Here is a 12,456-nt window from a genome sequence, read left to right as displayed (position 1 = left end):
GTGTGCGCCTCGCCCACCCGTCAAACCTCCAGCCGCGCTGCCCCGGCCGGTCCGGCCGGGCTTGGTCAAGCAGCGACTCTAGCTCGCCGGTGTCCGGCTCCGCGGGACGCACCGCCGCGTTCCCGGCAGGGTCACCGAAAGCGCCGGCCGGTCTGTCGGCTGACTGACGGCGCGCGACGCGCGCCGCGGCTATTCTCCGGCCATGGGCAGGCACGGGGCGCGGCTGCGCTGGGTGGTTGCCCTGGTGTCGGTCACGATCGCGGTGCTGGCCACGGTGGACCGCTACGTCGACCGCGAACGCGAATGGGCTCGCGGCGGCGACCAGGTGGCGGTGACCGTCGAGGCGGTGCTGCCGGATCCGGACGGGGTGACGGGCGCGGTCGTCGCGTTGGGCTGGCCCGAGCCGGTGGACAACGTCATAGGTGACCCCGACCGGCAGTCGGTGGTGTTGCGGCTGCGCTGGTCCGGGCCGCCACGGAAGGGCTACTACCAGGTCATCCTGCTCGACTCCCGGGTGGAACCCGCCCGGGTGGTGCAGCCCTACGCCGGCTGGGACCGCGACGGCGGCACCGGTTCCAACTGGGCCGGAGCGTACGACGTGCTGGCCGAGCGGTACGCCTGGCTCGCCGACACGGCCACCCGCGAGGAGCCCGAGGGCACGTTCACCACCCCGGACAACGTCGGCGCGGTGGGCACCCGCGCGACCGCCGACGGCAGCCTGATCGCCGTCTTCCGACTGGTGCCCGGCGCCCTGCCGTTGACCGACCCGTCGCGTCTGGTGGTGGCGTTCTGCCACGTCGACCCCGACGGTGACGTGCGCTGGGCCAAACGCGTCCCCGTCCCACCCACCCCGTGACCCCCCGCCCTGATCAGTGGCTGCGCGGCGCCCCGCGTCGAACTGTGGCACCCCAGGTGGTCGACACGCCGAACCGGCAGCACCGGAACTGCCACGGATCGAGCGCGGAGATCAGCCGCTCGTAGAATCCTCGGATGGTCTCCCCCGCCGACCCGAGCAGCGCCGACGTGAGCGTCACCGACCTGGCCGCTTCCGACGCACCCACCGCCGAGAAGGTGACAGCGACGCTTGAGGTGCTGCGGCGGGTCTTCGGGTACGACGCGTTCCGGGGCTTTCAGCGGGAGGTCATCGACCACGTGGTGGCCGGCGGCGACGCGCTGGTGCTGATGCCCACCGGCGGCGGCAAGTCGTTGTGCTACCAGATCCCGGCGCTGGTCCGCGACGGCGTCGCCGTGGTGATCTCGCCGCTGATCGCGCTGATGCAGGACCAGGTCGACGCGCTCACCGCTGTCGGCGTCCGGGCCGGTTTCCTCAACTCCACCCTCGACCTGGACACTCGTCGGCTGGTCGAGGCGGAGTTCGTGGCCGGCGAGATCGACCTGCTCTACCTCGCGCCGGAGGCGCTGGCCAGCCGGGCCACGCTGAGCCTGCTGGACCGGGGGCGGATCAGCCTGTTCGCCATCGACGAGGCGCACTGCGTGTCGCAGTGGGGTCACGACTTCCGGCCGGACTACCTGAACCTGTCGATGCACGAACGTTGGCCGGGTGTACCCCGCATCGCGTTGACCGCCACCGCGACGAGCGCCACCCGGTCCGAGATCGCCACCCGGCTCAGCCTCACCGAGGCGCGGCACTTCGTGGCCAGCTTCGACCGGCCCAACATCCAGTACCGGATCGTGCCGAAGCGGGAGCCACGCAAGCAACTGCTCGCTCTGCTGCGCGACGAGCACCCCGGCGATTCCGGCATCGTCTACTGCCTGTCGCGGGCCTCGGTGGAGAAGACCGCCGACTTCCTGGTCGCCAACGGCATCGACGCGCTGCCCTACCACGCCGGCCTCGACGCCGGCACCCGCGCCGCCAACCAGCAGCGCTTCCTGCGCGCCGACGGCGTGGTGATGGTGGCGACGATCGCCTTCGGGATGGGCATCGACAAACCCGACGTACGGTTCGTCGCCCACCTCGACCTGCCCAAGTCGGTCGAGGGCTACTACCAGGAGACCGGCCGCGCCGGCCGCGACGGGTTGCCGTCCACCGCCTGGCTGGCGTACGGGCTCCAGGACGTGGTGCAGCAACGAAAGATGATCGACACCTCCGAGGGCGACCTGGCGCATCGGCGCAACCTCGCCGCCCACCTCGACGCGATGCTGGCGCTCTGCGAGACGGTCCGCTGCCGCCGGGCGCAACTGTTGGAGTACTTCGGTGAACCGGCCACCGGCGGCTGCGGCAACTGCGACACCTGCCTGGAGCCGCCCGAGTCCTGGGACGGCACGGTGGCCGCGCAGAAGCTGCTCTCCACCGTCTTCCGGCTGGACCGCGAGCGCAACCAGCGATTCGGTGCCGGGCACTGCATCGACATCCTGCTCGGTCGCGCCACCGACAAGATCACCCAGCACCGGCACGACTCGTTGACCGTGTTCGGCATCGGCGACGATCTGAGCGAGGCGGAGTGGCGCGGCGTGGTCCGGCAGCTGCTCGCCGAGGGACTGCTGGCCGTGGAGGGCGACTACGGCACGCTGGCGCTCACCGACGCCAGCGGCGAGGTGCTCGGCCGGCGGCGCACCGTGATGCTGCGCCGCGAGGCGGCGCGTCCGGCGAAGGCGGCCAAGCCCCGGGGCGCGGCCACCGTGGTCGCCGAACTGCCGGCGGAGGCGGCCGGCACGTTCGAGCGGCTGCGGGCCTGGCGGGCGGCCACCGCGAAGGAGCAGGGCGTACCCGCGTACGTCATCTTCCACGACGCGACGCTGCGGCAGATCGCGGCCGATGCGCCGTCGTCACTGGCCGACCTGTCCCGGATCAGCGGCGTCGGCGAGAACAAGCTGGCCAAGTACGGCGAGCAGCTGCTCGGGGTGCTCGCCGAGGCCGCCTGAGTTCCAGCGGATGAACCGGCTGGCAGCCGCCAGGACGCGCGATCACGATCACCGGCTGAGGTGGCGGCCTTTCGAGGTCACGGGCTGAGTTGGCGGCCTTTCGAGGTAACGGGCTGAGGTGACGGTCTTCCAAGTCACGGCTTCAGGTAACGCTGCCGCAGGCCACGGGTACAGGTCGGGATGCTGTCGAGCTGAGCCGTCCACGCTATCGCCCTCGGCGATCCATCCGTGCCATCAGCTCGACAGGGGCGACAACCGAGACCAGCCGGCGACGGCCAGGCCGGATTCACGACTGCTGCTGGTCGCCGCCGGCGCCGAGCGCGGCCAGGATGGCCTCGGCGGTCCGGCGGCCGACACCGGGCACCTCGGTGATCTCCTCCACGGTGGCGGCCGACAGGCGTTTCAGCGAGCCGAAGTGACGCAGTAGCGCCTTGCGGCGTACCTCGCCCAGGCCGGGGACGTTGTCCAACGCCGAGGTGGTCATCCGCTTGGAGCGGCGCTGCCGATGGAAGGTGATGGCGAAGCGGTGCGCCTCGTCGCGGATCCGTTGCAGCAGGTAGAGCCCCTCGGAAGCGCGCGGCAGGATGACCGGGAAGTCGTCGTCGGGCAGCCAGACCTCCTCCAGCCGCTTGGCCAGCCCGCACAGCGCCACATCGTCGATGCCCAACTCGGCGAGGGCCTGCGCGGCGGCGGCGACCTGCGGCGCGCCGCCGTCGACCACCACCAACTGCGGCGGGTACGCGAATTTGCGCGGCCGGCCGGTGGTCGGGTCGACCAGGGCTCCGATCCGCGGTTCGTCGCCGCCGTCGGTCGCGCCCAGCTCGGCCGGGAGGGCGTCGGCTTCGACGCCCACCTCACCGGTCTCGGCGCGGGCGTCGAGGTAGCGGGCGAAGCGACGGCGCAGCACCTCGGACATCGCCGAGAGGTCGTCGGTGGCCCCCGGATGATGAAGCGGCGGTACTCGCTCTTGCGGGGCAGCCCGTCCTCGAAGACGACCATGCTCGCCACCACGTCGGTGCCCTGGATCTGCGAGATGTCGAAGCACTCGATGCGCAGCGGCGCCGTCCGCAGACCGAGCGCCTCGGTGATCTCGTCGAGGGCCTTGCTGCGGGTGGTGAGGTCACCGGCCCGCCTGAGTTTGTGCCGGGCCAGGGCGTCCTTCGCGTTGCGTTCGACGGTCTCCATCAGGGCCCGCTTGTCGCCGCGCTGCGGCACCCGCAGGGTCACCCGGCCGCCCCGGTGGGTGGAGAGCCAGTCGGCGAGCGCCTCGGCGTCGGCGGGCAGTTCGGGCACCAGCAGCTCGCGTGGCACGTCGGCCTCGCCGTGCTCGCCGCCGTAGACCTGGGTGCAGAAGTGGTGCACCAGGTCGCCGGTGGTCAGCTCCTCGGTCTTCTCCACCACCCAGCCACGCTGGCCCCGCACCCGACCACCGCGTACGTGGAAGACCTGCACCGCGGCTTCGAGCGGGTCGTCGGCGAAGGCCACCACGTCGGCGTCGGTGCCGTCGCCGAGCACCACCGTCTGCTTCTCCATCGCCCGGCGCAGCGCGGCGACGTCGTCGCGCAGCCGGGCCGCCCGCTCGAACTCCAACTGCTCGCTGGCCTCGGTCATCTCGCGTTCCAGTTTGCGGACCATCGTGTCGGTGCGCCCGGCCATGAAGTCACAGAAGTCGTCGACGATCTCCCGGTGCCGCTCGGCGGAGACGCTGCCGACGCAGGGGGCCGAGCACTTGCCGATGTAGCCCAGCAGGCAGGGCCGGCCGACCTGACCGGCCCGCTTGAACACCCCGGCGGAGCAGGTGCGGGCCGGGAAGACCCGCAGCAGCAGGTCGAGCGTCTCGCGGATCGCCCAGGCGTGTGAGTACGGCCCGAAGTAACGCACCCCCTTGCGCTTTGCCCCGCGCATCACCTGGAGCCGGGGGTATTCCTCGTCGAGGGTCACCGCCAGGTAGGGGTAGGACTTGTCGTCGCGGTACCGGACGTTGAATCTCGGGTCGTACTGCTTGATCCAGAGGTATTCGAGCTGGAGCGCCTCGACCTCGGTGCCCACGGTGACCCAGTCGACCGACTCGGCCGTGGTGACCATCTGCTGGGTGCGCTGGTGCAGCCCCCACAGGTCGGCGAAGTAGGAGTTGAGCCGACTGCGCAGGTTCTTCGCCTTGCCGACGTAGATCACCCGGCCGGTGCCGTCGTAGAAGCGGTAGACCCCCGGCGCCTCGGGGATCGTGCCCGGCGCGGGCCGGTAGGTCGACGGATCAGCCACACTCCGAGATTAGTCGCCGCCCCCGACAGCCCGAATCATCCCTGGATGGCCGTTCTCACCCTGGCCGACGCCGGCACCCCGCCGCCCCGATCGACGCCTTCCAATATCGAGCACTGCGGCCTACCATCCAGTAACCGAATGTTCTTCATGTAATGATCCCGCCCGATCCCCCGTCCACAGAGGATCACCATGACCGGTCACCGCACCCTCCGCCGGCTGCTCGCCGGTGCCACGACCGCCACCGCCGTCGCCGCCCTGCTCGTCGCGGCCCCGACCACGGCCACCGCCACCCCGCCCGACAGCACCGTGACCGCCCTCGCGGCGAACGTCGCGAGCGCCTTCGCCGCCAACGACTACTGCCTCGGCGAATGCTCGGAGATCCTGCCGCCCGGCCAGAACGGCAACGCCACACTTGTCGAGATCCTGGGCAACCAGGCCCTCGGCACCCTGCCCCGGCACTCCGCCGACCAGCTCGACAGGTACGCCGACCTCGTCTACGGCTACGCCGGGCTGCGCGAGGACCAGATCGACACCTTCTTCAACGACGCCTCCTTCGGCGTCGCGCCCAACCAGGTGGAACGCGACTACTCGCCCCGCTCGGACGTGCGGATCGTGCGGGACCGGGCCACCGGTGTCCCACACGTCACCGGCACCACCCGCGCCGGCACCATGTTCGGCGCCGGTTACGCCGGAGCCGAGGACCGGCTGTTCACCATGGACCTGCTGCGGCACGTCGGCCGGGGCACCCTGACCCCGTTCGCGGGCGGTGCACCGGGTAACCTGGCGTTGGAGCAGAGCGTCTGGCGTACCTCCCCGTACACCGAGGCCGATCTGGCGGCGCAGGTCGCCGCGCTGCGGCAGAAGGGTGCTCGCGGTGAGCAGCTCCACGCCGACGTGCAGGAGTACATCGCCGGGGTCAACGCCTACATCCGGACCTGCATGGCCAACCGCAACTGCCCCGGCGAGTACGTGCTCACCGGGCACCTCGACGCGATCACCAACGCCGGTGGGCCCGAGCCGTTCGTCATGACCGACCTGGTCGCCATCGCCGGTGTCGTCGGTGGCCTGTTCGGCGGCGGAGGCGGCACCGAGATGCAGTCCGCGCTGGTCCGCATCGCCGCCCGGGCCAAGTTCGGCCCGGTGGAGGGTGACCGGGTGTGGCACGGCTTCCGGGGGCAGAACGACCCGGAGACCGTACTGACCCTGCACGACGGGCAGAGCTTCCCGTACGGCGATGCCTCCGCCGACGCGCCGAGCGTGGTGCTGCCGGACGCCGGCTCGGCCCGGGCCGAGCCCGTCTTCACCGACCCGACCGGCTCCGCCACCGCCGCCACGACCTCGAACAGCGGCTCCGAGCTGGCCGCCGCGCTGTCCGGGCTGACCATCGACCCGGCACACCGGGGCATGTCCAACGCCGCGGTGATCTCCGCCGAGCACTCCGCCAGCGGGCACCCGGTGGCGGTCTTCGGGCCGCAGACCGGCTACTTCTCCCCGCAACTGCTGATGGTCCAGGAGTTGCAGGGACCGGGCATCAGCGCCCGAGGTGCCGCCTTCGCCGGGCTCAACCTCTACGTCCTGCTCGGCCGGGGCCAGGACTACGCCTGGAGCGCCACCTCCTCCGTGCACGACATCACCGACACGTACGCCGTGCCGCTCTGCGTCCCCGGCGGTGGCACGCCGACGCTGGGCAGCAACCACTACCTGTTCCGTGGCCAGTGCCTGGCGATGGAGGAGCTGTCCCACGTCAACAGGTGGAGCCCCACCGTCGCCGACAGCACCGCGGCCGGGTCGTACAAGCTGGTCGCCTGGCGTACGAAGCTCGGCCTGGTGGCGTGGCGGGGCACCGTCGGCGGGGTGCCGCACGCCTTCACCCAACTGCGCTCCACCTACGGTCGGGAGGCCGACTCCGCCATCGGTTTCCAGATGTACAACGACCCGACCCAGATGGGCTCCGCCAGCGCGTTCCTCACCTCGGCGAACAACGTGGAGTACGCGTTCAACTGGTTCTACGTCAACTCCACCGAGTCGGCGTACTTCAACTCCGGGCTCAACCCGGTGCGGGCCGCCGGCACCAACCCGAGCCTGCCGATGAAGGCCGACCGGGCGTACGAGTGGCAGGACTTCAACCCGGACACCGGCACCGCCCGGTACGCGCCGGCGTCAGCCCACCCGCAGTCGGTCAACCAGGACTACTACGTCAGCTGGAACAACAAACAGGCAAAGGACTTCGGTGCCGCCGACGGCAACTTCAGCTTCGGCGCCGTGCACCGCGGCGACCTGCTGGACAAGCCGGTGAAGGCGGCCATCGCGGCGGGTCGGACATTCGACCGGGCCTCGCTCACCGAACTGGTCCAGCGGGCCGGGCTGACCGACCTGCGCGGCGCCGAAGTGCTCGGTGAGCTGATCCGGGTGCTGGAGAGCCAGCCGGTCACCGACACCGCCCTGGCCGCCGAGATCGCCCGGCTGAAGACGTGGCGGCAGGCCGGCGCGCTGCGGGTGGAGACAGCCGAGGGCAGCAAGGTCTACCAGCACGCCGAGGCGATCCGGACCCTCGACGCCTGGTGGCCGCTGCTGGTCCGGGGCATGTTCCGCGATCCGCTCGGCGCGGAGCTGTACCAGTCCCTGGTCAACACCCTCCAGGTCAACGAGTCACCCTCCGGCCACCAGCAGGGCGACGTGTCGAACCTGCCGTCGTCGGCAAGCAGCGCCCAGACGCACAAGGGCTCGGCGTTCCAGTACGGATGGTGGGGCTGGGTCGACAAGGACCTGCGGGCCGTGCTGGGTGACCCGGTCGCCGGCGGGCCCGGGCGTACCTTCTGCGGCAACGGGAACCTGGCCTCCTGCCGGCAGATCCTGCTCGACACGCTGCGCACGGCGGCTGCCACGCCGGCCGCGCAGACCTATCCGGGCGACTCGACCTGCGCCGCCGGTGACCAGTGGTGCGCCGACGCCATCATCCAGTCACCGCTGGGCGGCATCAAGCACGCCACGATCGCCTGGCAGAACCGCCCCACCTACCAGCAGGTGGTCTCGTTCCCCGCCCGACGGGGCGACGACCTGACAAACCTGGCCACCGGCCGCCCGGCCACCGCCTCCAGCAGTCAACTGTTCAACGGCCCCGGCCGCGCCGTCGACGGTGACCTGGGCACCCGCTGGGCCAGTTCCTGGTCGGACAACCAGTGGTTGCGGGTGGACCTCGGATCCGTACGCCAGGTCGGTCGGGTGGTCCTGGCCTGGGAGGCGGCGTACGCCCGGTCCTACCGGGTGGAGGTCTCCACCGACGGTGCCGCCTGGCGGCAGGTCTGGTCGACCAGCGCCGGCGACGGCGGTACCGACGTGGTCACCTTCGCGCCACAGTCGGCTCGGTACGTGCGGATGTACGGGCTGACCCGGGGCACTTCCTACGGCTTCTCGCTCTGGGAGATGTCGGTCCACGGCCAGTGAGGCCACCGGGCGCGGCCGGGACGACCCCCGTCCCGGCCGCGTCCTGCGGTCGACTCAGGCCAGCGCGATCTGGTCGCCGTCGACCTTGATGTCCTTGGCCGGCAGCGGCGTGGTGGCCGGGCCCGCCTTGACCGAGCCGTCCTCGATGGAGAACTTGCTGCCGTGGCAGGTGCAGTTGATGGTGCCGCCGTCGACGTTCGACACCGGGCAACCCTGATGGGTGCAGATCGGATCGAAGCCCTTGAAGTCACCCGCGGTGGGCTGAGTGATCACCACGCCCTGGGCGGCGAAGACCGCGCCGCCGCCGACCGGGATGTCGGTGGTCCGAGCCAGTGACTGGGCCCCCGCACGGTCCCCGCCGCCGGCGTCACCGGTGTCGGTGACCTGCGGTCCGGGGCTGGGCGCCGCGCCGTCGTCGCCCTCGCCGCCGCAGGCGGCCAGCACCACCGCCGCGCCGACCGCTCCCGCGCCGGTGAGCACGGCCCGGCGGGTACGCACTCCAGGCCCGGCCGGCACCTGATCGTCGCTCATGTCAGCGCTGCGCTGCGGCTCGCTCATGCCTCGCCCTTCCGTCGGTCACTCCGGTGCATGATCTGTGGCTACTCTCCCTGCACGCACCACTCTGCCCGGCGGTTCACCCGATCGGCCACCCGAGCGCGCCGTCCGACCGTCAGCCACCCGCCGACCGCCGCCTGTCGGTATCCCGCCCGGCGGAGTCGGCCCGTCAGCGCGCGGCAGCTGTGGTCTTCCGACCGCCCCGGGCCCGGCTGCCGTTCGCCTTCGCCGCCCGCGTGGTCGCCGCCACGGCCCCCTTCGCCGCGCCGTCGAGCTTGAGGACGGTACGCAGGAACTGCCCGGTGTGACTCTCGGCGACCTCGGCGACCTCCTCCGGGCTGCCGGTGGCGAGCACCGTGCCGCCCCGGTGGCCGCCCTCGGGGCCCATGTCGATGAGCCAGTCGGCACTCTTGATCACGTCGAGGTTGTGCTCGATCGTGATCACCGTGTTGCCCTTGTCGACAAGGCCCTCAAGCACCAGCAGCAGCTTGCGGATGTCCTCGAAGTGCAGGCCGGTGGTCGGTTCGTCGAGGACGTAGACCGTCCGCCCGGTCGAGCGCTTCTGCAACTCGGAGGCGAGCTTGACCCGCTGTGCCTCGCCACCGGAGAGGGTCGGCGCGGGCTGACCCAGCCGTACGTAGCCCAGGCCGACGTCGACGAGCGTCTTGAGGTGGCGGTGGATGGCGGGGATGGCGGAGAAGAACTCGGCCGCCTCCTCGATCGGCATCTCCAGCACGTCGGAGACGGTCTTGCCCTTGTAGTGCACCTCCAGGGTCTCCCGGTTGTACCGGGCGCCCTTGCAGACCTCGCACGGGACGTACACGTCGGGCAGGAAGTTCATCTCGATCTTGATCGTGCCGTCGCCGGAACACGCCTCGCAACGACCACCCTTGACGTTGAACGAGAACCGTCCGGGGCCGTACCCGCGGACCTTGGCCTCGGTGGTCTCGGCGAACAGCTTGCGCACGTGGTCCCAGACGCCGGTGTAGGTGGCCGGGTTGGAGCGCGGGGTGCGGCCGATCGGCGACTGGTCGACGCCGACGACCTTGTCGACGTGCTCCAGGCCGGAGACCCGGGTGTGCCGGCCCGGCACCAGCCGCGCGCCGTTGATCTGGTTGGCCAGCACGGCGTAGAGGATGTCGTTGACAAGTGTCGACTTGCCGGAGCCGCTGACCCCGGTGACGGCGATCAACTGGCCGAGCGGGAAGGACACCGTCAGGTTGCGCAGGTTGTGCTCGCGGGCCCCGTGCACCACCAACTCCCGCCCGGGAGTCTGCGGCCGGCGTCCCTCGGGTGTCGGGATCTCCCGCCGGCCGGACAGGTACGCCCCGGTCAGTGACTCCGGATTCTCCAGCAGCGCCGGCACCGAGCCGCTGTGCACGATCTGCCCGCCGTGCTCCCCCGCGCCGGGACCGATGTCCACGATCCAGTCGGCGGTGCGGATGGTGTCCTCGTCGTGCTCGACCACGATCAGCGTGTTGCCCAGGCCGCGCAGCCGCACCAGCGTCTCGATCAGCCGGTGGTTGTCCCGCTGGTGCAGCCCGATCGACGGCTCGTCGAGCACGTAGAGCACCCCGACCAGGCCGGAGCCGATCTGGGTGGCGAGCCGGATCCGCTGCGCCTCACCCCCGGAGAGGGTGCCGGCCGGGCGGTCCAGGGAGAGGTAGTCCAGCCCGACGTCGAGCAGGAAACGCAACCGGGCGTTGATCTCCTTGAGCACCCGCTCGGCGATCAGTTTCTGCCGGTCGGTCAGCTCGATGCCGGCCAGCAGGTCGGCGCACTCGCCTACCGACAGGTTGCACACCTCGGCGATGCTGCGTCCGGCCAGGGTGACCGCGAGCACCTCGGGCTTGAGCCGGGCACCGCCGCAGGCCGCGCAGGGCACGTCGCGCATGTAGCCCTCGTACTTGTCCCGCGACCACTCACTCTCGGTGTCGGAGTGCCGGCGCTCGATCCACTGCACCACGCCCTCGAAACCGGTGTAGTACGACCGCTCCCGGCCGTACTTGTTGCGGTACCGCACGTGCACCTGGTCGTCGGAGCCGTGCAGGATCGTCTTCTGCGCCCGCGACGGCAGCGCCCGCCAGGGCGTGTCGACGTCGAAGTGCTCCGCCTCGCCGAGCGCCTCCAGCAGGCGCAGGAAATACTCCAGGTTGTGCCCGGTGGCCCAGGGCTGGATCGCCCCCTCGCGCAGACTGCGCTCCGGGTCGGGGACGACCAGCTCCGGGTCGACCTCCTTCTTGGTGCCGAGGCCGGTGCACTCCGGGCAGGCGCCGTAGGGCGCGTTGAAGGAGAAGACCCGGGGCTCCAGGTCCTCGATCGCCAGGGGGTGGTCGTTGGGGCAGGCCAGGTGCTCGGAGTAGCGACGTTCCCGGTCGGGGTCGTCCTCGGCCAGGTCGACGAAGTCGAGCAGCACCAGGCCGCCGGAGAGGCCCAGGGCCGCCTCGACCGAGTCGGTCAGCCGCTGCTTGGCGCTGGGCTTGACGCTGAGCCGGTCGATCACCACCTCGATGGTGTGCTTCTCCTGCTTCTTCAACTTCGGCGGGTCGGTGAGCTGGTGCACCACGCCGTCGACCCGGGCCCGGGCGTACCCCTTGGCCTGAAGTTCGGCGAAGAGGTCGACGTACTCGCCCTTGCGCCCCCGCACCACGGGTGCGAGGACCATGAAGCGGGTGCCCTCCGCCATGGCGAGGACCCGGTCGACGATCTGCTGCGGGCTCTGCTTGGAGATCCGCTCGCCGCAGACCGGGCAGTGCGGTTCGCCGACCCGCGCGAAGAGCAGCCGCAGGTAGTCGTAGACCTCGGTGATCGTGCCCACGGTGGAGCGGGGGTTGCGCGAGGTGGACTTCTGGTCGATGGACACGGCCGGGCTCAGACCCTCGATGAAGTCGACGTCCGGCTTGTCCATCTGGCCGAGGAACTGCCGGGCGTACGACGACAGCGACTCGACGTAGCGACGCTGCCCCTCGGCGAAGATCGTGTCGAAGGCCAGGCTCGACTTGCCCGACCCGGACAGCCCGGTGAACACGATCAGGGCGTCCCGGGGCAGGTCGAGGCTGACGTCACGCAGGTTGTGCTCGCGTGCGCCACGGATGATCAAACGGTCGGCCACGGTCCGTGTACTCCCGGGTGAGAATGAAGAGGAAGATCTGTCCGCTTTTGTGGTGAGCCCAGCGGTTGTCTGAGCGCGGAGAGTGCGCCCCGGCAACTGTAGACCCGACCTCCGACAACTTCCCCCACCCACGCATCCCACCCCCACCCACCCGCCTCCCACACCCCCGCCCCGCCGCCGATCATGCAGTTGTGGCACGT

General features: G+C 71.0%; 5 protein-coding genes and 1 pseudogene. 3 read left to right on the top strand and 3 right to left on the bottom strand.

Features of this window, described 5'->3' with window-relative positions:
- Window positions 1-202: 202 nt before the first annotated feature.
- Complete coding sequence (locus tag CLT74_RS00720; RefSeq protein WP_099844811.1) at window positions 203-856, top strand: hypothetical protein; 654 nt, start codon at window positions 203-205, stop codon at window positions 854-856.
- A gap of 134 nt (window positions 857-990) precedes the next feature.
- Window positions 991-2,883, top strand: coding sequence for a DNA helicase RecQ (gene recQ / locus CLT74_RS00715; protein WP_486581873.1), 1,893 nt, complete (start codon window positions 991-993; stop codon window positions 2,881-2,883).
- A 286-nt stretch (window positions 2,884-3,169) separates the two neighbouring features.
- Here the strand turns inward: recQ and uvrC are convergent.
- Window positions 3,170-5,145: pseudogene (uvrC, locus tag CLT74_RS00710) on the bottom strand (excinuclease ABC subunit UvrC).
- 189 nt (window positions 5,146-5,334) lie between these two features.
- On the opposite strand from uvrC, the gene CLT74_RS00705 reads away from it, so the two are divergent.
- The gene (locus tag CLT74_RS00705; protein ID WP_099844810.1) at window positions 5,335-8,589 is read left to right on the top strand and encodes a penicillin acylase family protein; all 3,255 of its coding nucleotides are present in this window, start codon (window positions 5,335-5,337) and stop codon (window positions 8,587-8,589) included.
- A 54-nt stretch (window positions 8,590-8,643) separates the two neighbouring features.
- Here CLT74_RS00705 and CLT74_RS00700 read toward each other — a convergent pair whose 3' ends face one another.
- Together CLT74_RS00700 and uvrA are read right to left on the bottom strand one after the other, a co-directional pair.
- Window positions 8,644-9,120 carry a Rieske (2Fe-2S) protein gene (locus CLT74_RS00700; RefSeq protein WP_099851055.1) on the bottom strand — a complete coding sequence of 159 codons (477 nt, stop codon included), beginning with the start codon at window positions 9,118-9,120 and terminating at the stop codon, window positions 8,644-8,646.
- 193 nt (window positions 9,121-9,313) lie between these two features.
- Complete coding sequence (gene uvrA / locus CLT74_RS00695; protein ID WP_099844809.1) at window positions 9,314-12,256, bottom strand: excinuclease ABC subunit UvrA; 2,943 nt, start codon at window positions 12,254-12,256, stop codon at window positions 9,314-9,316.
- Between the last annotated feature and the right edge of the window lie 200 nt (window positions 12,257-12,456).

This window comes from Verrucosispora sp. CNZ293 (assembly GCF_002754655.1).
This window is presented reverse-complemented; position numbering and strand designations above follow the sequence as displayed.